Below are 23,699 nucleotides of genomic sequence, written 5' to 3'. Positions count from 1 at the left end.
GACCACGCTGTGGCCGCGGTAGGGCGTGAGGTCCACGGTTTCTTGGCGCCAGTCGCTGGCGGCGGCAGGGGTGAAGGTGGGCAGGCTGCCTCCGGTGGGCAGGTTGGTGAGGGCGCTTTTGGCGTAGGGGCGGCCCAGCACAAGGCCGGTGCAGGCATCGACCACCTGCACGCTGAGCGAGTCATTGTCCGTCACGGTCCCGCCGGCAGTGCTGGAGAAAGGGCGGTAGGCCAGGTCGAACAGGAGGGTGAGCGCGGAGGTGCCGGCACGGGTCAGGTTGAGCGCCGGCGTGTACGCCGCAATGCGTTCGCCTCGGTTGGGGTCGCTGGCAAACGGCACAACCGCAACCCGGCTGGCCGTGCCGGTGCGCCCGATAATATTGTTAAGCAGGCCCCATGAGTAAGCCGGAGTGGGCGCAACGAGCGACCAGCCGCGCGGCAGGGTTGCCGCCGCGTTGAAATTCTCGATGAAGGGTACCGCTTGGCCGTCCACGTCCACGATGAGCGTGGTCGTCGTGCTGCCATACGGGTTAGTCGCAATCAGCGTAGCAGTGTAGTTGCCGGCGGTGGCGTAGGTAACCGCGCCGGGGTTGGCGCTGGTGGAGGTGGCCGGCGAGCCGCCCGGAAAGCTCCAGGCATAGGTGCTGGGGCAGTTCAGCGTGGTGCTGCCAAACGTGACCGTGCCCCCGCGGCAAATGCCGGGATTGGTGCTGGTGATAGTGGGCGTCGGCGCTTTGCCCCCCACTTCCACCAGCACCGAGCTGGTGCTGCTGCCGTAAGCATTGGTCACCGTGAGGGTGACGGTGTAGTTGCCGGCCGTGGCGAAGCTCACGCCGCGCGGGGTAGCCGTGGTTGAAGTAGAAGGCGAGCCGCCCGGAATGGTCCAGGCGTAGGTGCTGGGACAATACAGTGCCGTACTGCCAAACGTGACGAATTCGCCGGGGCAGATGACGAGGCTGGTATTAGTGATGGTGGCTACCGGGGCGCGGCCCGATATCACTACCACGCCGGTATCGGTGCGGGCCACGGTGCCGGCGGCGTTGCTCACGCTCAGCGTCACGCTGTGGCGGCCGGGCGTGTTGTAGGTCACGTTGGGGTTGCGCAGGGTGGAGGTAGCCGGTGTACCGCCCGCAAAGGTCCAGGCCCAGGAAGTGGGGCGGAACAACGAGGAATCGGTGTACTGCACCTGCAGGCCGGGGCAGCCGGTGGTGGGTAGACTGTAGGTGTACAACGGAGCGGGCGCGGGCGTGCGGCTGCCCACCACAATATCATCAAAAGCCCGGCCGCTGCCGGCCGTGGCCGTTGCGCCGCCGCGCCCGTATTGCTGAAACTTGATGCGGATGTCGTTGCCCAGCGTGAGGCTGTTGGCCGAGGCGAAGGCCGTCAGGTCCACCGTTTTGGTTTGGAAGGTGGTGGTGGCGTTGGTGCCGGTCAGGTCGAAGATGCGGTACCAGTTGGTGCCGCCGTCCACGCTCATAGCCACGCCGTCGGTGTTGCTGCGGCCCGTGAACTGCGTGGGCATCAGCTCGTCCGTTTCAGCCGAGAACTTGCGCTCGCGGAACGTCAGCTGCAAATTGGTGGCCGTGGCACCCTGCAAAAACAAGGTGGCCTCGTTTAGCGAAAACACCGAGTTGATGCCCGGCTGCGCGTCCAGCACCAGGCTCTGCACGCCCGAAGCCGGGGCCAGCGTCAGCACCTGGGGGCGGGCCGCGCCGTAGCCGTTCACGTTCCAGCTCACTGGCAGGGCCCCTTTTTCGAGGTCTTCGGCCAGGGGCGGCGTGGCGGCCACCACGGGGCCATACAGCGCCGTGAAGGCATCAATCAGGCCGGGGCCGGTAAGCGCATCAGTCGCCGTCGTTCCGAGGAGACGCGCGCTTCCCACCAGACGGCTATACACCTGCGTGGGCGTAAGGGCCGGCTCCGACGAGCGCAGCAACGCCGCTACCGCCGCCGCATGCGGGGCCGCCGCCGAGGTGCCGAAGAAGTTCGGGAACCCATCATTTTCATAGTCACTGCCAAAAAACGTGGTGTTCGTGCCATCCACGGCCGCAATGTTGGGCTTTTGGCGCACCACCGGGGCGCTGAGTGCTACGCCCGTGGGCGAGAACAGATAGGTAATCGGCCCGGCTTTCGAGGTGAAGCTTTCGGGCACGCGCTGGTTGTAGTAGGGCACGGCGGCCACGGCAAACGCCTCGGCCGCCGAGGAGTGGCCGTAGGAAGTGTGGCTGCCGGTGAGCCACTCCGAGGGGCTGGCGCTGCCCCGGTTTACGTACTTCAGGCGGGCGGGCTGAATGCCAGCTTTCCACACAATTACCAGGTCGAAGGTGGTGGTGCCGATGGCGGCGGAGTTAGTAAAGAAAATGGGCTCCATGGGCACCTGCGTGAGCAGGTTGCGGGTGTTGCTCCGGAATACGGTGTCCACGACGCCCGTGCTTCTTATCCCAAGGATGAACATATCCAGGTCCGTCCGCACACCGTTGGTGGTGTAAAACGGGTCGGACCATTGCAGCACCGGGTAGAAAGTGGCCCCGTTGGCAATGGTGATGCGCTGCGTGAGGTCGGTGGTAGTGCCCGATACGTCGAAGTTGAGGCAGCGCACGCCGTTGGCGTTGGCCACAAATTGCGGGGCGGTGGTTTCGTAGCTTTTGTCGGCGTAGTTGCCGGCCGAAGCGAAATACGTCACGTTCGACGTGTTCACCACGTCGGTAACCGCCTGGGCAATAACTCCATCCTGAAAGTACGGTTCGGTGAAGTAGCGCACATCATCCACAATCACCTTGCAGGCGCCACCAGCCGCGCTGGCCAGGTCGCGGATGTGCTGGGCAAAGGTGCCCTCGCCGCCATTGGCCGTGCTGAACACCTGCGCCGCGCCGGGGGCCAGGTCATAAATGAGCTGGCACATGCCGCGCCCTTCGTCGGTCGAGCCGCTCTCGACCAGCACGCGCACGCCGGCGGCGGGCAGGTCGCCCGAGGCCACGTCCGTGGCCGCCCCGCCCAGGTAGTTGAACGAATCACTGAGCACGCCAATGGTCACGCCGGCCCCCGTCACCTGCTTGGGGCGGGTGGCGCGGGCACGGGCCGCTTCCAGCACGTAGTCGGCTTGGCTGGTCACCAGGCCGCCATCGGTTTCAGGCTCGAACGAGGCCATGATGCCCAGCAAGCCATTGCTAACCAACGCATCGGCGTTGGCTAGCTGGCTGATAGGCAGCATGCCTTCCACAAAATGCAGCTTCGGATAAGAGGCGGTTACCTCAAAGCCCCGGCTCTGGAGGCTGGGCAGCAGCGCCGCTACGTCCTTCGCCATGATGTGCACCAGCACCGTGGGCCGGCCCGCCTGCTGGCCAAAGCGCAGGTGCGGGTGGCTGGCCCGCAACTGGCTGGTAGTAAGGGCTTCCGTCTGGCTGGTGCCGCTGGCCTGCCCCAGCAGGCGCTGAAGTTCGGCGTCGAGGCGCGGGCTGGCTTTGGCGGGAGCCTTGGTAGTGGCCGTCGCCACGGTTTTGCGCTGGGTACGCAGCACTTCGGATGTGGGGCGTGGCTGCACCTGGGCCGATGCCGGGTGGCCCAGGCTGGCCCAGGCCGTCAGGCCCAGCAGCACCTTCATTCCCAGCCGATAGGAGGGTAGAGAAAATCTCATATGATGAAATTAAATGGTAAAAAGACCAGAAAGATTTGTGGAACAACAAGGTATGGCAAATCTTTGTAAACGTGCTTACTCCAATGAATTAAAATCATCGGCCGCGCACCGGAGCTAGCGTCCGAACCTTTTGGCCCACTGCGAACTTATGTGGGACAGTCCGGCCCATGCCGTACTTTTGTACCCGCCCGCGGCCGCGCCGCTTTTTAAATAATACTTACGACAATGGCAGTTTATCCCGAATACATGGTGGCCCCCATCCGCCAGGACCTCACCGAAGTTGGTTTCGAGCAGCTCATGACCCCCGAGGAGGTTGATTCCGCTCTCGCCTCGAATGAAGGCACCGTGCTGGTGGCCGTGAACTCGGTGTGCGGCTGCGCCGCCGCTAAAGCCCGCCCCGCCCTGAAAATGGCCCTCGCCAGCGCCGACAAAAAGCCCGGCAAACTGGTGACGGTGTTCGCCGGCATGGAAACCGACGCCGTGGCCAAAATGCGCGAGCACCTGCTCCCATACCCGCCCTCATCCCCTTGCATCGCCCTGTTCAAAGATGGCGAGCTGGTGCACATGATTGAGCGCTACCACATCGAAGGCTCCGATGCCATGCGCATCGTGAACAACCTGCAAGGCGCGTTCGAAGAGTATTGCTAAGTCGATAATCAAGCCGCTGGCTTGGATTTGTAAATGGTCGTTCCGGTTGCGGGACGGCCATTTTTTTTGATGTTTTCGTTCCTGTCGGCCGGTTTGGTCATCGCAATCAGGATGGCGCCGCTGGCCATCAGGCCAGCCCCCAGCATCACCTGCCAGCTCAGTTTTTCCCGAAGGAAAATTGCCGCCAGCGTCACGGAAAACACCAGCGAAATATTGGTGAGCGGCGACACCCGCGAAGCATCACCAATAGACAGCGCCCGAAACACCAGTAGCGACGACACGGCCGTGAGCATGCCCGCCACCACCAGCACCAGCCAGGTTTTGCGCTCAATCCGGGCAATATCCGGCACCAAATCCTGAAACAGCACCGTGGCCCACGATACCAGCAAAATTAGCACGGCCTCAATGGCAAACACCAAGCTGGGCGGCACATCCTTAATCGCGGCTTTCGACAACGTGACTACCGAGGCTGAGGCCAGGGCGGCCAGCAACGCGAAGACAATCCACATATTAAGGCTCCAAAAGCACCTGCTTAGCTGCGCGCTGAGCACTTCTGACAATACGCGACCAGTTAAACAGGGTTCGTGAGATAAAACTGCAAAGTGCCTCAGAAAACGAAAAAGCCGCTCTAATTAGAGCGGCTTTTTCGTCTATTATTTAATTCGAAGCGGCCTAGTTCGCTACCTCGCTCAGGAATTTCACGCGCACCAGACGCAGCTCTTCTTCCGTGAAATCATCGCCCAGCTCCTTCATCGCCACCGCAATGTTATCCGTGCTGGCCGCCATGAAATAGTCGTAAATCTCGTCCTGCACCTCTTCCTCTACCATTTCTTCCAGGTAGTAGTCGATGTTCAGGCGGGTGCCGGAGTAGCAGATGTGCTCTACTTCCTCCATCAGTTCGGCCATCGAAATGCCCTTGGACGAGGCGATGTCTTCCAGCATCATCTTCTTGTCGATTTGCTGGATGATGTAGATTTTGATTTTCGAGCGGTTCACGGCCGACTTCACCACCACGTCCTCGGCGGTTTCGATGTCGTTGTCTTCCACGTACTTCTTGATGGCGGCCACGAAAGGCGCGCCAAACTTCTGGGCCTTGCCCTGGCCCACGCCCGATACGTGCGTGAGGTCGTGCAGCGAAGTGGGGTAGGTGGTGGCCATCTCCTTCAGGCTCGGGTCCTGGAAGAGGACGTAGGGCGGCAGGTTTTTCTGCTTGGCCACCTGCTTGCGCAACTCCTTGAGCTGGGTAAACAGGGCTTCGTCGTGGCCGGCGGCGTGCTGCACTTCCTCCTTTTCCTCGTCGGCCTTCTGCTCCTCGTCGAAGTTGTGGTCGCGGGTGAGGGTGATGGAGCGCGGGTTTTCGATGAAATCCATGCCCTTGTCCGTGATGCGCACCAAGCCCAAGCTGTCAATGTCCTTCTCCAAAAAGCCGTTTAGCAGGCACTGGCGCAGCACCGAGTGCCAGAACTGCGCATCGCCCAGCTCCTTGCCCTGGCCATACACCGGCAGCGCATTGTGCGCGTAGCTCTCGATGTGCGGGTTGTTGAGCCCCAGCAACACCTGGCCGATATGGTTGAGGTTGAACCGCGCCTCCGTCTGCACCGTAGCGCGTAGGGCCAGGCCCACGGCCGCTTCGCCCTCAAACCGCTCCTTGGGGTGGCGGCAGTTGTCGCAGAAACCGCAGTCAGTATCCAGCTGCTCGCCGAAATAGTGCAGCAGCTGGCGGCGGCGGCACACGGCGCTTTCGGCGTAGTTGGTCATTTCGGCTAGCAGCTGGTGGGCGTTGTCGCGCTCCGTCACCGGCTTGTCCTTGCTGAATTTTTCCAGCTTCAGAATGTCGTCGTAGCTGTAGAACATCAGGCAGTTGCCTTCCAGACCGTCGCGGCCGCCGCGGCCGGTTTCCTGGTAGTAGCCCTCGATGGATTTGGGCGCATCGTAGTGAATCACGAAGCGCACGTCGGGCTTGTCGATGCCCATGCCAAAGGCGATGGTAGCCACAATCACGTCGCATTCCTCATTCAGGAAAGCATCCTGATTATCAATGCGAACCTGCTGGTCGAGGCCGGCGTGGTAGGGGCGGGCGCGCACGTCGTTCACGCGCAGCAGTTCGGCAATTTCCTCCACCTTCTTGCGGCTCAGGCAGTAAATGATGCCCGCCTTGCCCTTGTGCTGCTTCACGTACTGAATCAGCTGCTTTTTGGTGTTGTGCTTGGCGCGCACCTCGTAGTAGAGGTTGGTGCGGTTGAAGCTGGTTTTGAAGACGCTGGCGTCGTCCATGTGCAGGTTTTTCTGGATGTCCAGCTGCACTTTGGGTGTGGCCGTGGCCGTGAGGGCGATAATCGGCACGTTGCCGCCCAGGTTATCAATAATGCCGCGAATCTTGCGGTATTCGGGGCGGAAATCGTGGCCCCACTCCGAAATGCAGTGGGCCTCGTCAATCGCTACGAAGCTAATGGTCGATTTCAGCAGGAAGTCAATGGTGTCGTCTTTGGTCAGGCTTTCGGGGGCCACGTAGAGCAGGCGAACCTCGCCGCTCATCACGTCTTTTTGCACCCGTTTCATCTCGGTTTTGGTCAGGGTCGAATTGTACACCTGAGCATTAACGCCGAAGGCTCCGAGCTGGTCGACCTGGTTCTTCATCAGGGCGATGAGGGGCGAAATGACGATGGCCGTGCCCGGCACCACCAGGGCCGGCAGCTGGTAGCACAGGCTTTTGCCCGCGCCGGTGGGCATAATCACAAACGTGTTGTGCCCGGCAAGTACGTTTTGAATAACAGCCTCTTGCGTGCCCCGAAACTGGCCGTAGCCGAATACTTCCTTAAGTGTATGTTTCAAATCGGCCGTGAGGACCGGGGCTTCTTGGAGGGCAACTGATGACATAGGACGAAAGCATTAATGAAATGCGTACCGACTCGCGGTTCATAACGAAGATAAGCAATAGCCTCAATTTTTAGCATGAAAAATGGTGTTTTTCATGAATTGTGGAAAACAATTTATTCATATTGCCAGCTCTTTCAAAACGGGCAGAAGCTATTTAGTAATGTCGGGCTTTCGGACTCATCCATCTCCAGGAATAAGCTGTTTCTGAAGTTGCGAACGACTCAAGTTGACGTAATTGGGTTGTTGGCTTGAGGCAAATTATCCTTTAGCCTGAGCAACCTGGTTTTAGCCAGGGAAGGCGGGCTTAGCTTCTTTCCCCCAATTTTGCAATAACATTTCGTGTCTTATCCATGCCTGTTACTCTTCATTCCGAGAATGCTACCGGTGCGGCCCCCGTTGCCGCCGATGTGCTTGCCATTGCCCGCCAGGTGTTGTACGAAGAGGCCGACGCCGTGCGCGCCGTGGCCGATGCCCTGGCCGTCACCCCCGATTTCGTGACCTGCGTGCAAGCTATTCTGCAATTGAAGGGTCGTGTAGTAGTCACCGGCATTGGCAAAAGCGCCCACATCGCGGGCAAAATCGTGGCCACGCTCAACAGCACCGGCACGCCGGCCCTATTCATGCACGCCGCCGATGCCATTCACGGCGACTTGGGCATGATTCAGCCCGAGGATTTCGTCATCGCCATCAGCAAGAGCGGCGACACGCCCGAAATCAAGGTGCTGGTGCCGCTGCTGCGCCGCAAGGGCGTGCCGCTGGCCGCGCTCGTAAGCAACGCCGACTCCTACCTGGCCCAGCAGGCCACCTACGTGCTGCACGCCCCCGTAACCAAGGAGGCCTGCCCCAACAACCTGGCCCCCACCACCAGCACCACCGCCGCCCTGGCCCTGGGCGACGCCCTGGCCGTGTGCCTGCTCGAAAGCCGCCAGTTCACGGCCGCCGACTTTGCCCGGCTGCACCCCGGCGGCACCCTCGGCAAGCGCCTCTACCTGAAAGTGGGCGACCTCAGCCGTCAGAACCAGCGCCCCCAGGTGCAGGAGGACGCGCCGCTAAAGGATGTATTGCTCGAAATCTCCGGCAAGCGCCTCGGGGCTACCGCCGTACTCGACGGGGCCGGCCAGCTCGCCGGCATCATCACCGACGGCGACCTGCGCCGGATGCTGGGCAGCTTCTCGGACCTGGAAAAGCTCAAGGCCCGCGACATCCTCACACCCCGGCCCGCTACGATTGATGTGGAAGACTTTGCCGCCGAAGCCCTGGCGCGGATGCAGAGCCGCAACATCACGCAGCTGGTGGTGACGGAGGACGGCCGGTTTGCCGGTTTCATCCACCTGCATGATTTGCTCCGAGAAGGATTGGTCTGATTGTATTTATTTTATTATATATAATGTTTGTTAATTTAACAGAAGCCCTTCGGGGCGTACTCTGTACTCCGTTCTCCTTTACATTTGCCCAATGAATTCCACCTACATCGTCGTCATGGCTGGCGGTATTGGCAGCCGGTTCTGGCCGTTCAGCCGCACCAACCATCCCAAGCAGTTTCATGACGTGCTGGGCACGGGCCGCTCCATGCTCCAGCTCACCGTGGACCGCTTCAAGGGCATCTGCCCGCCCGAGAACGTGTTTGTGGTAACCAACCGCGACTACGTGGACCTAGTGCAGGAGCACCTGCCTGAGCTGCCAGCCGACCAGATTCTGGGCGAGCCCATTGGCCGCAATACCGCGCCGTGTATCGCCTACGCCAGCTACCGCATTGCCAAGCGCGACCCGAAAGCCACTATCATCGTGACGCCCGCCGACCACGCCGTGCTGCGCGAAGACGAGTTCCGCCGTCTCATTGGCATCGCCGTGGCCGCCGCCCGGGCCAGCGACGTGCTCATCACCCTCGGCATCCAGCCCTCGCGGCCCGATACCGGCTACGGCTACATCCAGTACATGGACGACCAGAGCCTGCCCGGCGGCCAACTGCACAAGGTGAAAACCTTCACCGAAAAGCCCAATCTGGAGCTGGCCCGCATGTTTGTGGACAGCGGCGACTTCCTCTGGAATTCCGGCCTGTTTGTGTGGCGCGCTGAGGTCATTATCAATGCCTTCCACCACTACCTAAGCGACATCGCCGAAGTATTTGATGAAGGTGCCGACCAGCTGGGCACGCCCGAGGAAGAGGAATTCATCAGCCGCGCCTACTCGCGCTGCCGCAACATCAGCATCGACTATGGCGTGATGGAAAAGGCGGATAACGTGTACGTCCTGCCGGCCGATTTCGGCTGGAGCGACGTGGGCACCTGGGATTCGCTGCACCGCATCGGCAACCACGACGAAAATAACAACATGGTGAGCGGCGACGTGCTGCTCTACGACACCACCGGTTGCGTCATCAAAACCCCCGCCGACCGCCTCGTGGTGGTGCAGGGTTTGGAGGACTACATCGTGGCCGAGTACGACAACGTGCTGCTCATCTGCAAGCGCAGCGAGGAGCAGCGGGTGAAGGATTTCGTAGCGGATGTGAAGGCGAAGAAGGGTGGGGGGTACAATTAGGGACCAGCCCGGAATATATCCGATAGCCCCAGCGGGGCGACATATCGGTAGTAACCGACGAGCAAAAACTCAAAAAGCCCCAGCGGGGCGACACTCGTTCAACGAATGTCGCCCCGCTGGGGCTTTTTATCAACCAAATAGGATGGTTTTACTACCGATATGTCGCCCCGCTGGGGCTTTTCAAATCAGCTAGGCGTTCACACGCTGGCGGGCCACTTCAAACATCATAATGCCGGCAGCTACGCCCACGTTCAGGCTCTGAATCTGGCCAATCATGGGCACTTTCAGCTTCACGTCGGCTAGGTTCAGGAGGTCGGGCGAAATGCCGTCTTCTTCCGAGCCCATGAGGACGGCCACGGGGCCGGTGAAATCGACTTCGGCAGTGCCTACGGCTTCGTCGGCTTTCTCGGTACAGGCCACTACCGTGATGCCGGACTGTTGGAGGAAGCGGATGGTTTCGTGCAGGTTATTCTCGCGGCAGACAGGCAGAATATTCAGCGCCCCGGCCGACGTTTTCAGCGCGTCGCCGTTGATTTGGGCCGCGCCCCGGCTGGGCACTACGATGGCCTGCACGCCCAAGCACTCAGCTGTGCGGGCAATGGCGCCGAAGTTGCGCACATCGGTAATGCGGTCGAGGAGCAGCAGGAAGGGTACTTTGCCTTCCTCAAACAGGCCGGTTACGATGGTGTCCAGCGGCGCGTAGTCGATGGGTGACACGAAGGCTACCGCGCCCTGGTGGTTCTTGCGGGTCAGGTTGTCGAGCTTCTCCACGGGCACCAGCTGCACCTGGATTCCTGCCGCGCGGGCGGCCGCCGAGATATCCGTTACGAGGCTGTTTTTGGTGCCGCGCAGCAGGAAAATCTTCTCCAATGTGCGGCCCGCGTTCAGCGCTTCCTGAATGGGGCGCAGGCCGAAGAGCATGTCGATGCTGGCCGGCTGGGCCGAGCGGTTTTCGTAGCGGGGACGCTCGCCGCCGGCGTTGCTGCCGCGTTCGCTGCTTTCGCTACGCTCGCGGTAGGGCGGGCGCGACTCGTTGCGGTCGGAGCGGCCGGTGCGGTCGCCAGCGGCTTCGTCGCGGTTGTCGGAGCCGCCGCGGCCACGGGGGCGGGCGGGGCGTTCGTCGAACTCAGAGCCGCCACGGTCGGGGCGGAACTGTTTCGGGGTGACGGGGCGGTTGGCACCATCGTAAAAGCGGCGGCCGGCTACCGGGCGGGCAGGTCGGTTGGGGCGTTCGGGCCGGTCAGGGCGGTCAGTGGGGTTCTCCATTTTTCAACGGCGGCATACCAGAGCAGTTCGTACTCGGGCCGGCGCACCAATTCGTAGTAATCAGGGGCAAAGGTACTCGGCCGGGGCCGGAAGGTGTAGGTGATGGGCCCGCCGCCCAGCCCGCCCTCCGAATAAAACCACCGTTCCTCGCCGTTGAACAGCCGCCGCACGCTTGGCGGCGGCCCCAGCACCACGTACAGCAAGCCCCTATCGGTGAGCCAGCCGGCCTTGTGGGCGGCAAAAAGGCGGTTGGCCGCCGTGACGCGGCCGTAGAATTGCCGAATCAATTCCTTGCCCTGGCGCTGGTTGCCTTTGGCAATGTCGAGCCAGAATTTATCCACCGCCCGCTTGGGGTCGGGCGCGTCGGTGAGGCGCTGACGCTCCTGGCTGGTGGTGAGGTAGCGCAGCGGCTCAATCAGTTCCGAAGCCGTGGTGAGGGCGGGGTAGTTATTGGCCCCCACCAGCACGGCCAGCGTGCGGGTGGGCATGCCGCCCGCGCCGCCCACCTTCAGCGCATACAGGCCGGGCTCACGGAAGCGCAGCGGCTCGCCGGGCCGGGCTTCGGCCGAGTCGAGGACGGGCAGCAGGCGCGGGCCGGCGGGCATGGCGGCGGGGCTGGTCATGGGCGGTAGGGCGGGGGTGGGCGTCACGGCGTAGCGCTTCCAGCGCACGGGCTGCATCAGGCCGTAGCTGTCCACGCCGAAGGTTTCGCCGGCCCGCACGTAGCGGCGGGACAGCGGCTGCCCCACTGAATCGGTGAGCACGAAGGGCCGGGCCAGCACGGCTTCGGTCAGGCGCAGCCAGGCGGTGGTGGTGGGCTCCTGATAGTCGTCTTTGGCATCGGCGGGGGCAGTGGTGAGCTGCATAATGGCCCCGGCGGGCACACGGGCGGCGGCAATGCAGAAGCTGAGGCGCAGGCTGCCATCGGCCTCGGGGCGCGGGTGCTGCCGGCGGCGCGCTATGCTGTCCTGCCACAGCGGCAGCTTGGCTTCGTAGCTGGGCCAGGCGGCCAGGCGCAGCGGGTGGCCCGGCCCCAGGCGGGCGGGGGCGGGCAAGCGTAGGTAGAGGCGCAGGCTGTCGCCCTCGCGGCGGGTGTCCACGTCCAGGTGCGGGGCGTCGCGGTAGAGGCCGGCGTAGTCGGGACGCGGGGCCAGAGGCGCGAAGGCCGTGAGCACAAAAACAACCAACAAAAGCAAGCGAACCAGCATATCCTAAAGCTACGGGAAAACGGACAGGAAGGCCAACGAAGAATCCGCCCGAAGTGAGGTATTTGGTGCCGAATGCTTCGGCGGTCCTCACTTGCTCCCAACTCATCGGGTTAGGAGCAAGTGAGGCCCGAATGTGTTCATGTCACTTCTTGCCGGAGGCAGTCGAGCGCCTCGGGAGCATTTGTCACCTCGTGCCAAGTGCTCCCGAGGCGCTCGACTGCCTATGTCACCCCGTTCCCAAGGCAGTCGAGGAATTATTAAAAAAGGCCGGCCCGCGCATTGCGGGCCGGCCTTTTCTGTTGGCAATGCTACCGACGGCTTAGCGTGGGTAATACTGGTTCATCAGGCCCAGGGCCTTTTCGCTGCGGGGCTTGTCGCCGGCCAGCTCTGCGGCGCGGTACACGCTTTGCAGGCCGAGGAGGTAGCCGCGCTGGTCGTCCTCAAACAGGCTGCCATCGGGCTTGGTGGCGTAGTAGGCCAGCATCTGCTCCGAGCGCTGGGTCATGGTGTCGAGAATCTGGTCGGCTTTGGCTTTCTCACCGCCTGCCACTAGCGCGGGCACCAGCTGGGGCGAGTAGTAGTCGTAGGGAATCGTGTTGTCGGGCATCAGTTCCATGGCTTTGTCGGCCACTTCCTTGGCCTTGGCCACGTTGTTTGAGGCCAGGTAGGCGTTGGCCAGGCGGGCGAACTTGTCGCGGTAGTTGGCCGGGAAGCGCAGGTTGTTCTCGTCGTAGAAGATGTGCGGGTTCTGCAGGCCGCGGTAGCTGAAATCCTTCAGCAGGCGCTGGTAGGTGAGGTCTTTCTCCACGAAGCCTTCGTCGCCGGAGCGGGGGTCGTAGTTCGGGTCTTTCAGGGGCAGCAGGCGGTAGGCCATGCCCTCCAGCTGGAAGTAGGGCTGGAGGTTCATGTAGTCGCTCGGGGCCACGGTGCTGCTGAAGTAGATGGGCCGCTGCCAGTTGTTGGTGGCAATCATGTCCAGAATCACCAGGTTTTTCTTCTCGATGGCGCGCTTGCCCATGCTCCACTCCATCTTGCTCACGAGCTGGCCTTCCCGGTCTTTGGGGATGATGCCGAGCTTCTTCACGGCCGCTGTGTCCACGGGCAGGAAGAAGTTGGGCGTCGGGAAGCTCATCATGCTGGGGCCGTTTTCCTGGTACTGCACCTGCAGCAGCGGGTTGTTGCTCTTCACCAGCTCAATGAATTCCTTGAGGTTCACGCTGGGCACGGCCGGGTTGGCGGCGAAGGGCAGCATGTCGTTGGTGCCCTGGGCGTAGGCCGCGGCGGGCATCGAGATGGGGAAGGGCTGCGAGAGGTAGGAGCGGCGCTTCATCTGGGCGATGTACCAGTCGGTGTTCAGGTAGCTCAGCACGGCCACGCGCACGTCGGTGCGGAAGCCCTCCACCTCCTGGGCGTACCAGAGCGGGAAGGTGTCGTTGTCGCCGTTGGTAAACAGGATGGCGTTCGGGGCGCAGGAGTTCAGCAGGTTTTTAGCCGAATCCACCGAGTTGTAGCGGTTCGAGCGGTCGTGGTCGTCCCAGCCCTGCGCGGCCATGATGCCCGGAATCAGCAGGCCCACGGCCAGGGCCAGGCCGGCCCGCAGGCCGTCGGCCTTCACCACTTTGCCGAATAATTCGGCCAGCCCCAGCACGCCCAGTCCTATCCAGATGGCAAAGGCAAACGTGGCCCCGGTGAAAGTGTAGTCGCGCTCACGCGGCTCGCGCGGCGGCTGGTTGAGGTAAATCACGATGGCCAAACCTGTCATCAGGAACAGCAGACCGGTCACCCAGGCGTCCTTGCTATCGCGCCGGCTCTGGAACCACAGGCCGATGAGGCCCAGGATGAGCGGCAGGGCCAGGAAGTTGTTGTGCGCCGGGCTCTCGCCGATGCGGGGCGGCAGCGACTTCGCGCTCGGGCTGAACGGCGTGACCACGCCCGCCTGCTGCACGTCGGACTCACGCCCCACGAAGTTCCACATGAAGTAGCGCCAGAACATATGGCCCATCTGGTAGCGCATCAGGAAGCCCAGGTTCTGGCCCATCGTCGGCTTCACGCCGTCCTGAATGTCGACCCACTTCTTGTAGTTGGCAATCTGGTCGGGCTCGTAGCTGTAGATGCGGGGTAGCAGCATCTTGTCCTCGTCGCGGTACACCGGCTCCTGCTGGCGCGGCAGAATCTCCTTGTAGGTGTTGGTCTTGAGGTCGCGGGCGTAGCGGGGCGCACCCTCGGCGTAGTCCACCGGCTGGGCGTTGAACTGCGGGCCGTAGAGTAGCGGGCGCGAGCCGTACTGCTCGCGCTTGAGGTAGCTCACGAAGCTCAGCACATCCTCGGGGTCGTTTTCGTTAATAGTAGGCTGAAAGGAGCTGCGAATCGGCACAATCAGGTACGAGGAGTATCCAATCAAAATGAACACGAAGCAGAGCATGGCAGTGTTCAGCAGCTGGCTGCGGCGCTGGAAGGAGAGGCGGAAGCCGAACCAAATCAGCCCGATAAAGACAATCAGAAAGATGAACAGGCCCGAGTTGAAGGGTAGTCCAACGGTATTGATGAAGAACACCTCGAAGTTGCCGGCCAGCGTGGGCAGGCCGGGGATGATGCCCACTAGGATGGAGCCCACGATAATCATGCTCACCACCATCACAATGATGCCACCTTTCAGCGAAGGATTGGCAGTGCGGCGGTAGTAATAAATGAAGCCCAGAGCCGGCAGTGTCAGCAAATTCAGCAAGTGAACCCCAATGCTGAGGCCAATGACGTAGGCAATCAGAATGAGCCACTTATCCGAATCAGCTTCGTTGGAATGAGCTTCCCACTTCAGCATAATCCAGACCACGGCCGCTGTGCAAAGGGCCGACATGGCGTACACCTCGCCCTCTACCGCATTGAACCAGAATGAATCGGAGAAGGCAAAGGCCAGCGCGCCCACCACGCCCGCACTCAGAATGAGCAGGGATTGGTAGCCGCTCGGCTCGATGGCTTCGGCGGCCAGACCGCTGTTGCCAGTGGCCTCGCGCAGCACCAGCTTGCGGGCCATGCGGGTGATAATCCAGAACAGAAACAGGACGGTGAAGGCGCTGCTTAATCCTGACAAAGCATTAATGAGCACCGCTACCTTGGTCACATCGCCAAACGAGAAAAGCGAAAACAGGCGGCCCAGCAGCAGGAACGTGGGCGCTCCGGGAGGGTGAGGCACCAGCAGCTTGTAGGAGCAGGCAATGAACTCGCCACAGTCCCAAAACGAAGCGGTAGGCTCCAGGGTGAGCAGGTAGGTGACGGCGGCAATGGCAAACACGAGCCAGCCGACGAGATTGTTCAGGCTTTTAAAGGAGCGCATAGAAACGAATGGGACACAAGACACCGGCAAATGCGCAGGCCGCACACTACCGGAAGAAGCAACGAGCAAATCGGTGAAAAGGCAAAAGTAGGCAATGCACCGTTGCACTGATGCTTGCGCGAAACCAATTCGGGCTAGAAACACAAAAAGCAGCCCGAGGCTGCTTTTTGGTCAAACGATTAAATGAAGTTGGTTCAATTCTGCAAGACGAGGCGCTTGGTGCTGGCCACTTTGCCATCTACGAGCAGGCTGTAGAAGTACACGCCGGTGCGCAGGTCACTCAAATCGACCGGCAGACCGGCGGCAGTCAATTCGGGCTTGAGGGCTACGGTGCGGACTTCCTGGCCGATGATGTTGCTCAGGCGCAGCTTGTAGTCGATGCCGGCTTTCTGGTTGAGCTGCACCGTTACCTGGCCGCGGCTGGGGTTGGGGTACACATTCACTTCAATACCGGCCGTGCGGGCATCAAGCGTGGCCGTGGGGCCGGCCGCCACCACATTGAGAATGCCGTACTGGCCCACCAGCGGCCCGCCGTGCGCCATGCAATGGTAAGGGTTAGAGCCCACTGTGTTAAACGCCGGCAGCGTAACAGAGCGGCTGCTGGCATTCATCTGAAACGTAGCAAAGGCCCCGTTGTCCGACATCGTGGGGTGGCTGGAATTGCCCGTAGGGTAGCTGAACGTCACCACATCCCCTACCGTGATGTTGCGGATGTCGTTTTGCTTGTTCGGGTCGGTATTGCCCGGCCCGTGGTAAAAATTGTCGCCCACCAAAATGGTGATGTTGGCGGCCAACGTAGGGGCCAGCGACAAAATTAGCATGGCCAATGCAGCCATCGAACGAGTAAAGAGTTTCATATCAGAAGCAGAAAAAGTGGAGGCGAAAATGGAAAAGGTTGCGGATAACGATTGACAAGCACTGTGCCGAATTCCTTATCCCTCAAATCAACACCCCGAAAATTATTTCGGTTTGATAGAACGGTGGAAAAGTAAGTGTTTGAAGCCAATGTTACTGACAACTCGGCGGAAGCTGGGAATTAGTTGCCTAAAAGAATTATTTTTTTTCACTGTTCCCCAATTTATCAGCCTGATGCTGAAACAGGCGGTCAGGGTTGCTAGACGTGCCGAATTTCCTGCAAGCCAAACCGCCGCAGCTCATTTCCGATGGCCACTGCCAGCCGGCCATCATCTTCCACCCCGACAATCTGGCCGCTGACCGGTTGGCCATCGATAATGAACGGGTGAACTTCCTGGTAGCGGTACAGGGCCTGCAAATAATCGCGCCGCAGCGCCCCCACCTGCCCGGCCCGCAGTTGCAGGTAGCGCCGCTCCAGGCACTCCAGCAGGCGGGCGGCCAGGGCGGCGCGGTCGTAGGCGCGGCCGGTGAGTTGGGTAAACGACGTGGCCGTGGGCAGTTCAAACGCTTGCTGGTTGATGTTCAGGCCAATGCCAATGATGCTATATTGAATTTTTGTGCCGCTCAGGCTGTTCTCAATTAATATACCGCCCAGCTTTTGGTTGCCATAATACAGGTCATTGGGCCATTTTACTTTGAGCTTCGGGTCGGGGCCGAGCAGGGCGGCGGCCCAGTCGTGCACGCCCAGCGCCACGGCCTGACTGAGGCGGAACTGCTCGGTGGCGGCCAAAAATGTAGGCTGCCACACCACCGACAGCATCAGGTTTTCGGTGGGGGCGGCCACCCACTGGTTGCCGCGCTGGCCCCGGCCGGCGGTCTGAAAGTCCGTTATGACGGTGCAGCCTTCGCTGGCCCGGTTTTGGACAATCAAATTCTGAGCCTCCGAATTGGTCGAGGGGCAGGCCGGCAACCATACTAATTGCTGGCCCGTGAACAGGGTTTTTGGGGTGACAACCACGGCCTTCTTTCGCGTATCGTTAACTTCGTAGACTTTCGGCTGTAAAGCTCACACCTAACAAGACAATATGAAAAGCACGTTGGTCCGTCAGGATTCAGACACATTGGCAGATTTGGTCGTTCGCGGCATGCAAGACAAGAAGGCATCCGACATCGTGGTGCTGAACTTGAAGGAATTAAAAAATGCCGTTGCCGATTATTTCATCATCTGCTCGGCCAACTCCGATACGCAGCTCGAAGCCGTGGCCCGCTCGGTAGAAGAAGAAATCGAAAAAGTAACTGGCGAAAGCCCCTGGCAAACCGAAGGCCGCACCAACCGCGAGTGGGTGCTGCTCGATTATGTGGACGTAGTGGTCCACGTTTTCCTGCGCGACCGCCGCAAGTTCTACGCCCTCGAGGAGCTGTGGGGCGATGCCAACATCAGCTACATCGAATCGGAGCCGGCGTAAGTCGTTTGGTTCGAACCTGTCATCCTGAGCGCAGCGAAGGACCTTATTACGCTCAAACGGTTTGCAGTAATGCCAAACGGCACAGGCGCGGTAAGGTCCTTCGCTGCGCTCAGGATGACAGAAAAGCCGCTTCGCTGTAAAATAAAACTGCTTCCCGAACGTCTGCCTTTTTGCCGAACATTTGTTTTCGGCGTGGTGTTTTGCTCCTACCTATCCTCGGTTTTAAGTAGCTATTTTCATGTCGGATAAAAATCTGAATAACAATAAAAAGAAGAAGCCCATTGCCCCGGTGCCTAGCCCGCGGCCGGGCTTGCAGCTGTGGGTGCTGGCGGGTTTGCTGGTGTTTTTGTTCGGGGTGATGTGGGTGAATAACCTCAACTCGCCCGCCAAAATCAACCAGCAGCGCTTCGAGAGCATGCTGGCGGCCGGCGATGTGCAGGCCGTCACCATCGTGAGCAACCAGAAGGTGGTAGAAGTGACCCTGAAGGAGGCGGCGCAGGCCAAATACCGGCAGGAACTCACGCGTCGCACGCCGTTTGGCGCGTCGGGCGTGGGCTCGCAGTTCTACTTCCCGGTGGTAGATGCCAAGCTGTTCCAAGAAAACCTGGACGCTTTGCAGAAGGATGTGCCCGCCGCCCAGCGCCTGCCCCTCAACATTGAGGAGCGGTCGAGCCCCGGCGACTACATCGGCACCTACGGCTTCATTGTGTTGATGATTGTCGGTTTCTGGTTCCTGATGCGCCGCATGGGCAGCGCTGGCGGCCCCGGCGGCCAGATTTTCAGCATCGGCAAAAGCAAAGCTGCCCTGTTTGAAGGCGGCGATAAGGTGAAAATTACCTTCAAAGACGTGGCCGGCCTCGAAGAAGCCAAGGAGGAAGTGCAGGAGATTGTGGAGTTCCTCAAGAATCCCAGCAAGTTCACCATCCTCGGCGGTAAGATTCCGAAAGGCGCGCTGCTGGTAGGCCCTCCCGGCACCGGCAAAACCCTGCTGGCCAAAGCCGTAGCCGGCGAGGCCGACGTGCCGTTCTTCTCGCTTTCGGGCTCCGACTTTGTGGAGATGTTCGTGGGTGTGGGCGCAGCCCGGGTTCGGGATTTGTTCAAGCAGGCCAAAGCCAAAGCGCCCTGCATCATCTTTATTGATGAGATTGACGCCGTGGGCCGTTCGCGCAGCAAGGGCTCGATGCCCGGCGGCAACGACGAGCGCGAAAACACGCTGAACTCGTTGCTGGTAGAGATGGACGGTTTCGGCACCGACTCCGGCGTTATCATTCTGGCCGCCACTAACCGGCCCGATACTCTGGATTCGGCCCTGCTGCGTCCCGGCCGTTTCGACCGTCAAATCAGCATTGACAAGCCGGACATCAACGGCCGCACCCAGATTTTCCAGGTGCACCTGAAGCCACTGACGCTGGGCCCCGATGTGGATGCCCGCCGTCTTTCGGCCCAGACTCCGGGCTTTGCTGGTGCTGAAATTGCCAACGTCTGCAACGAGGCGGCCCTCATCGCCGCCCGCCGCGACAAGAAATTCATCACCGACCAGGATTTCACCGATGCCATCGACCGCGTGATTGGTGGCCTGGAGAAGAAGAACAAAATCATCTCGCCCGGCGAAAAGCGCATTGTGGCTTACCACGAAGCTGGCCACGCCATCGCGGGCTGGTTCCTGGAGCACGTTGACCCCTTGGTGAAAGTGAGCATTGTGCCTCGTGGGGTGGCGGCGCTGGGTTACGCCCAATACCTGCCTAAGGAGCAGTTTCTCTACAACACCGAGCAGCTGACCGACGAGATGTGCATGGCCTTGGGTGGCCGCGCTGCTGAAGAACTGGTGTTCGGTAAAATCTCGACCGGTGCGTTGAGCGACTTGGAGCGCATCACCAAGATGGCCTATTCCATCGTGACGATGTACGGCATGAATGCCAAGCTCGGCAACGTGTCGTTCTACGACTCGAAGGGCCAGAACGAGTACGGTTTCTCGAAGCCGTATTCGGAAGCCACTTCGCAGATGATTGACGAGGAAGTTCGCACCATCATCGAAAACGCCTACACCCGCACTAAGGAGCTTCTCACCGAGCGCCGCCACGAGCTGGAAGTGGTAGCCAAAGAGTTGCTGGAGAAAGAAGTGCTGCAACAGGAAGACCTGACCCGCCTCGTGGGCCCGCGTCCCTTCGAAACCCAGACCAACTACCAAGCCCACATGGCTGGCACCGACCGCAGCGAAACCGCTTCGGAAGTGAAAGGCGAACAGGCCGCCGGTGGCAAAATCGGCAGTGACTTGCCCGATTTGCACCTGCCCGGCGTGGACGACAACAACCGCAACAACGAAGCTTCGGCTCCGAACAACAACGCGGTAGCCGGCGTGTAGTCCAGTCCGACTTAAATGGAATAGAAAGCCCGCTTCCGTTCAGGAGGCGGGCTTTTTTGTAATAAGAGGACGGTTATCGGGCAACGGTTACCTTTGGCAGCTTCAACCCGCAACTCTCTCGTCATGGCTGATTCTTCCCGCGATGCCGTTTTAGCCCGCATTCGCCAAGGGCTGGCGGCTGGTCCCGCCTCGTTGCCGCCCCGTCCTGATTTTGCAGCGCCTGTGCATCCGCCCTTAAACAATGCCGATGCCGTGGTGGCATTTGCCGAAAGCTTCCAGCGCGTGGGCGGCGAGTTTTACTACTGCGAGTCGCTGCCGCACCTGGCGGCGCAGGTGGCGGGTTTCCGGCAGCGCCAGCAGGTGGGCGCGCCTTTCGTGTGGGAGCCCGAGATGCAGGCGCTGCTGTATCGGGCCGGCATTGCTTTTCAGGCCGATGAAACAGAATTCATTGCCAAAGCTGATTTGAGCCTGACCTCCTGCGAAGCGCTGGTGGCGCGCACGGGCAGCGTGTTGGTGTCGGCCGCCACGGCCAGCGGGCGGCGGCTGAGCATCTACCCCGACCAGCACCTGGTGCTGGCCCGTCCCAGCCAGGTGGTGAACGAGATAGGGGAGGCCCTGCGCGTGATGCAAAGCCGTTACGGCGCGGCCCTGCCCTCGATGGTGTCGCTCACCAGCGGCCCCAGCCGCACGGCCGATATTGAAAAAACCCTTGTGCTCGGGGCTCATGGCCCGCGCCGCATCGCGTTGTTCCTGCTAGAGGACGACGCTGAAAATTCACCCGAATGAAGTCCCCCCATTTACTTTCTGACCTTATCCTGCCGCCCGGCAAGCGGGTGTATTTCGCATCCGATTTCCACTTGGGCGCACCGGATGCGGCCACCTCGCTGGCACGGGAGAAGCGCATCGTGCGCTGGCTGGATGAGGCGGCGAAGGACGCGGCGGCCATCTACCTGCTGGGTGACCTGTTCGATTTCTGGTTTGAGTACAAGCACGCTATTCCGCGCGGGTTCAGCCGCTTGCAGGGCAAGCTGGCGGAGCTGACGGATGGCGGCCTGCCCATTACCATCTTCACCGGCAACCATGATATGTGGATGTTCGGCTACTTCACCCAGGAAATGGGCATCCCGGTGCTGCGCCAAGAGGTGTCGCAACGGATTGGCGATAAGATGTTTCACATCGGGCACGGCGATGGACTGGGGCCGAAGGACTACAGCTACAAAGCGCTGAAACACGTCTTCACCTCGCCCATGGCGCAGTGGCTGTTTGCGCGGCTGCACCCCAATTTCGGCATCGGCATGGCCAATAAGTGGAGCCGCCGCAGCCGGATGCAGGTGGGCAAGGACGATACCGTGTATTTCGGTGACGAAGAATGGCTGCTCCAATACTGCCGCGAGCTGGAAACGCGTTTGCACCACGACTACTACGTTTTCGGCCATCGCCACCTGCCGCTGGATGTGGAAGTAGCCCCCGGCAGCCGCTACGTGAATCTGGGGGAGTGGGTCAATTATTGCAGCTACGGCGTGTATGATGGCAACGAGCTGGCCTTGCGGCATTTTGAACAGTAGCGTGGACGGCATTTCACGCAGTGTTTCGCAGTGTTTAAAAACGCAGTGTCTCGCAGTGTTTTTACTGTCGGGCATTGCCGCCCGCGCCCAAACCACCGTTCCTTCCGCCGCCTCGGCCGCGCCGGCTTCCAAAGAAACCGTGGCCCCCGTGCAGCCGGCCCCCGCGCCCGCGCTCGATGCCACGGCCGCGCCCACCGTGGCCGCCTGGAAGCTGCTGCGCCTCATCAAGCTGCCCAACCCGGGAGCCGCGTCGCTGGACCGGCGCGGCGCGCTCTACGTGGCCGATGCCGATAACAACCTGCGCCAATACGGCCCCGAGGGCCTGCCCCTGAACACCTACGCGCCCGCCCAGCCCGGCCACGTAGCCCAGGTAGAGGCCTGGAACGTGACCAGCACGCTCGTATTCAACGATGACCGGCAGCAGCTCGTGCTGCTCGATAGGTTCCTCTCACTCATCAGCGAAGTGCGGCTGGCGGATTACCTCGATGGCACGGTGCGGGTGGCCACGCTGGCCCCGGATAATTTTATCTGGCTGCTCGATGAGAGCAACCTGGTGTTGCGCGAATTCGACCCCAACACCCTACGCTTAGTGCAGAGTACGCCGCTGGACCTGATTATCGGCCGCTCGCGACCCGATTTCCGGTTCATCCGGCAGTACCAGAACAATACCTACCTCGTGGACCGCAGCACGGGCGTGTACGTGTTCGACAACCTCGGGAATTATAAGAAGAAGCTCCCTTTCCCAGGGCTGAGCACGGTGGGCTTTCGGGGCGATGAGCTGTATTTTCTGGACGCCGGGGCCATCCACTTTTTCCACCTCTACAACCTGACCGAGCGGCGCGTGGCCCTGCCCGCCGGCATGGACCCCAGCGCGGTGCGGCAGGTGCTGGTGGGCGAAACTTATGCCTATATTTTTACGGCGGCGGGCGTGGCTGTATATCAGATGTAAGGCGCGTGGCTACGGTGGAGGCTAACAGCCAGACGGCCTGAGCTATAGTAACCCGCCCGAAAAGCAGGCCGTTAGGAGAGCAGGTTCTTCTGTTTCAATCCTAAATCCCGCTCTATGAAAGCTCTCCGCATCCACGGTGCCAAAGATGTCCGCGTTGATAACGTGGACGACCCCGAAATCAAGGAATCGCGCGATATTATTCTGCGCGTGACCAGCACGGCCATCTGCGGCTCCGACCTGCACATCTACAACGGCAGCATTCCCCAGCCCAAGCCCATGACCCTCGGCCACGAGTTCATGGGCATTGTGGAGGAAGTGGGCAAAGGCGTGAAAAACCTCAAGCGCGGCGACCGTGTGGTGGTGCCCTTCCCGGTGGCCTGCGGCCATTGCCTGTTTTGCAACCACGACCTGCCCGGCCACTGCGAAAACTCCAACCCCGACCACTATGGCCCCGAAGGCGGCCTGATGACCGAAAAAGGCGGCGCCCTGTTTGGCTACACCGACCTGTATGGCGGCTACGACGGCGGCCAGGCCGAGTTCGTGCGCGTGCCCTACGCCGACTTCGGCCCCCGCAAAGTGCCGGACAACCTCACCGATGAGCAGGTGCTCTTCGTTACCGACATCTTCCCGACCGGCTACACCGGCATCGACTGGGCCAATGTGCGGGGCGGCGAAATCGTGGCCATTTTCGGGGCGGGCCCGGTGGGCATCATGGCCGCCAAGTCGGCCTGGCTGCGCGGGGCCAGCCGCGTTATTATTGTCGATACCCAGCAGTACCGCCTGGACAAGGCCAAGGAGTCGGCCCGCGCCGAGGGCATTCTCTGGGAAAACCAGAAGCAGGTGGTCGATGAAATCCGCAGCATGAGCAAGGGCTACGGGGCCGATGTGGTGGTGGAGGCCGTGGGCTTCGAGCCCGACCGCAACCTGCTGGACCGTGCCAAAGCCGTGGCCAACCTAGAAAAAGGCTCCGACAAGGTGCTGCTGGCCTGCATGAGCGCCGT

The 23,699-nt window shown here is 61.0% G+C and carries 17 protein-coding genes; 9 read left to right on the top strand and 8 right to left on the bottom strand.

The window, feature by feature from the left end; genetic code table 11:
• Positions 1-3,633 (bottom strand): PKD domain-containing protein (locus tag AAFH49_RS19185; RefSeq protein WP_342300724.1); only part of this gene is annotated, 3,633 nt, incomplete at its 3' end.
• Positions 3,634-3,858: 225 nt separating this feature from the next.
• On the opposite strand from AAFH49_RS19185, the gene AAFH49_RS19180 reads away from it, so the two are divergent.
• A complete protein-coding gene (locus AAFH49_RS19180; protein ID WP_210516910.1) occupies positions 3,859-4,281 on the top strand; it encodes a BrxA/BrxB family bacilliredoxin in 423 nt (140 codons plus the stop codon).
• Between the two features lie 8 nt (positions 4,282-4,289).
• Here AAFH49_RS19180 and AAFH49_RS19175 read toward each other — a convergent pair whose 3' ends face one another.
• Both AAFH49_RS19175 and recQ read right to left on the bottom strand, forming a co-directional pair.
• Entirely contained in the window at positions 4,290-4,790 is a 501-nt protein-coding gene (locus AAFH49_RS19175; protein ID WP_342300722.1) for an EamA family transporter, read from the bottom strand.
• Between the two features lie 163 nt (positions 4,791-4,953).
• The gene (gene recQ, locus AAFH49_RS19170) at positions 4,954-7,158 is read right to left on the bottom strand and encodes a DNA helicase RecQ (RefSeq protein WP_342300721.1); all 2,205 of its coding nucleotides are present in this window, start codon (positions 7,156-7,158) and stop codon (positions 4,954-4,956) included.
• A gap of 350 nt (positions 7,159-7,508) precedes the next feature.
• On the opposite strand from recQ, the gene AAFH49_RS19165 reads away from it, so the two are divergent.
• Positions 7,509-8,522: a KpsF/GutQ family sugar-phosphate isomerase gene (locus AAFH49_RS19165; protein WP_342300719.1), complete on the top strand. Its 1,014-nt coding sequence runs from the start codon at positions 7,509-7,511 to the stop codon at positions 8,520-8,522.
• A 91-nt stretch (positions 8,523-8,613) separates the two neighbouring features.
• On the top strand, positions 8,614-9,696 hold the full coding sequence (locus AAFH49_RS19160; protein WP_342300718.1) for a mannose-1-phosphate guanylyltransferase: 1,083 nt from the start codon (positions 8,614-8,616) through the stop codon (positions 9,694-9,696).
• Positions 9,697-9,885: 189 nt separating this feature from the next.
• On the opposite strand, the gene rlmB is transcribed toward AAFH49_RS19160, so the two are convergent.
• The 5 genes from rlmB to AAFH49_RS19135 form a co-directional block, all read right to left on the bottom strand.
• Complete coding sequence (rlmB, locus tag AAFH49_RS19155) at positions 9,886-10,962, bottom strand: 23S rRNA (guanosine(2251)-2'-O)-methyltransferase RlmB (RefSeq protein ID WP_342300717.1); 1,077 nt, start codon at positions 10,960-10,962, stop codon at positions 9,886-9,888.
• On the bottom strand, positions 10,899-12,170 hold the full coding sequence (locus AAFH49_RS19150; protein ID WP_342300716.1) for a GWxTD domain-containing protein: 1,272 nt from the start codon (positions 12,168-12,170) through the stop codon (positions 10,899-10,901). The genes rlmB and AAFH49_RS19150 overlap by 64 nt, the downstream gene beginning before the upstream one ends.
• Before the next feature lie 319 nt (positions 12,171-12,489).
• Positions 12,490-15,501: a protein O-mannosyl-transferase family gene (locus AAFH49_RS19145; protein ID WP_342300714.1), complete on the bottom strand. Its 3,012-nt coding sequence runs from the start codon at positions 15,499-15,501 to the stop codon at positions 12,490-12,492.
• A 194-nt stretch (positions 15,502-15,695) separates the two neighbouring features.
• Complete coding sequence (locus tag AAFH49_RS19140) at positions 15,696-16,358, bottom strand: T9SS type A sorting domain-containing protein (protein ID WP_342300711.1); 663 nt, start codon at positions 16,356-16,358, stop codon at positions 15,696-15,698.
• A gap of 257 nt (positions 16,359-16,615) precedes the next feature.
• Complete coding sequence (locus tag AAFH49_RS19135) at positions 16,616-17,374, bottom strand: biotin--[acetyl-CoA-carboxylase] ligase (RefSeq protein WP_342300709.1); 759 nt, start codon at positions 17,372-17,374, stop codon at positions 16,616-16,618.
• A gap of 67 nt (positions 17,375-17,441) precedes the next feature.
• Here AAFH49_RS19135 and rsfS point away from each other — a divergent pair, with 67 nt between their 5' ends.
• From rsfS to AAFH49_RS19105, 6 genes are all read left to right on the top strand, one after another.
• Entirely contained in the window at positions 17,442-17,822 is a 381-nt protein-coding gene (rsfS, locus tag AAFH49_RS19130; RefSeq protein WP_342300707.1) for a ribosome silencing factor, read from the top strand.
• Positions 17,823-18,060: 238 nt separating this feature from the next.
• Positions 18,061-20,184 carry an ATP-dependent zinc metalloprotease FtsH gene (gene ftsH, locus AAFH49_RS19125; protein WP_342300705.1) on the top strand — a complete coding sequence of 708 codons (2,124 nt, stop codon included), beginning with the start codon at positions 18,061-18,063 and terminating at the stop codon, positions 20,182-20,184.
• Positions 20,185-20,307: 123 nt separating this feature from the next.
• Positions 20,308-20,970 carry a LutC/YkgG family protein gene (locus tag AAFH49_RS19120; protein ID WP_342300703.1) on the top strand — a complete coding sequence of 221 codons (663 nt, stop codon included), beginning with the start codon at positions 20,308-20,310 and terminating at the stop codon, positions 20,968-20,970.
• Positions 20,967-21,749, top strand: coding sequence for a UDP-2,3-diacylglucosamine diphosphatase (locus AAFH49_RS19115; protein ID WP_342300702.1), 783 nt, complete (start codon positions 20,967-20,969; stop codon positions 21,747-21,749). The genes AAFH49_RS19120 and AAFH49_RS19115 overlap by 4 nt, the downstream gene beginning before the upstream one ends.
• Before the next feature lie 55 nt (positions 21,750-21,804).
• Positions 21,805-22,698 (top strand): hypothetical protein, encoded by an 894-nt coding sequence (locus AAFH49_RS19110; protein ID WP_342300700.1) that lies wholly within the window; start codon positions 21,805-21,807, stop codon positions 22,696-22,698.
• Positions 22,699-22,812: 114 nt separating this feature from the next.
• Positions 22,813-23,699: alcohol dehydrogenase catalytic domain-containing protein (locus AAFH49_RS19105; protein ID WP_342300698.1), on the top strand; the 887-nt coding region annotated here is incomplete at its 3' end.

This window comes from Hymenobacter segetis (assembly GCF_038448715.1).
Taxonomy (GTDB): domain Bacteria; phylum Bacteroidota; class Bacteroidia; order Cytophagales; family Hymenobacteraceae; genus Hymenobacter; species Hymenobacter segetis.
This window is presented reverse-complemented; position numbering and strand designations above follow the sequence as displayed.

Bases quoted from the DNA above. Each gene is read 5' to 3' on its own strand.
- AAFH49_RS19180 (WP_210516910.1), top strand. From the start codon at position 3,859: ATGGCAGTTTATCCCGAATACATGGTGGCCCCCATCCGCCAGGACCTC.
- AAFH49_RS19175 (WP_342300722.1), bottom strand. From the start codon at position 4,790: ATGTGGATTGTCTTCGCGTTGCTGGCCGCCCTGGCCTCAGCCTCGGTA.
- recQ (WP_342300721.1), bottom strand. From the start codon at position 7,158: ATGTCATCAGTTGCCCTCCAAGAAGCCCCGGTCCTCACGGCCGATTTG.
- AAFH49_RS19165 (WP_342300719.1), top strand. From the start codon at position 7,509: ATGCCTGTTACTCTTCATTCCGAGAATGCTACCGGTGCGGCCCCCGTT.
- AAFH49_RS19160 (WP_342300718.1), top strand. From the start codon at position 8,614: ATGAATTCCACCTACATCGTCGTCATGGCTGGCGGTATTGGCAGCCGG.
- rlmB (WP_342300717.1), bottom strand. From the start codon at position 10,962: ATGGAGAACCCCACTGACCGCCCTGACCGGCCCGAACGCCCCAACCGA.
- AAFH49_RS19150 (WP_342300716.1), bottom strand. From the start codon at position 12,170: ATGCTGGTTCGCTTGCTTTTGTTGGTTGTTTTTGTGCTCACGGCCTTC.
- AAFH49_RS19145 (WP_342300714.1), bottom strand. From the start codon at position 15,501: ATGCGCTCCTTTAAAAGCCTGAACAATCTCGTCGGCTGGCTCGTGTTT.
- AAFH49_RS19140 (WP_342300711.1), bottom strand. From the start codon at position 16,358: ATGAAACTCTTTACTCGTTCGATGGCTGCATTGGCCATGCTAATTTTG.
- rsfS (WP_342300707.1), top strand. From the start codon at position 17,442: ATGAAAAGCACGTTGGTCCGTCAGGATTCAGACACATTGGCAGATTTG.
- ftsH (WP_342300705.1), top strand. From the start codon at position 18,061: ATGTCGGATAAAAATCTGAATAACAATAAAAAGAAGAAGCCCATTGCC.
- AAFH49_RS19120 (WP_342300703.1), top strand. From the start codon at position 20,308: ATGGCTGATTCTTCCCGCGATGCCGTTTTAGCCCGCATTCGCCAAGGG.
- AAFH49_RS19115 (WP_342300702.1), top strand. From the start codon at position 20,967: ATGAAGTCCCCCCATTTACTTTCTGACCTTATCCTGCCGCCCGGCAAG.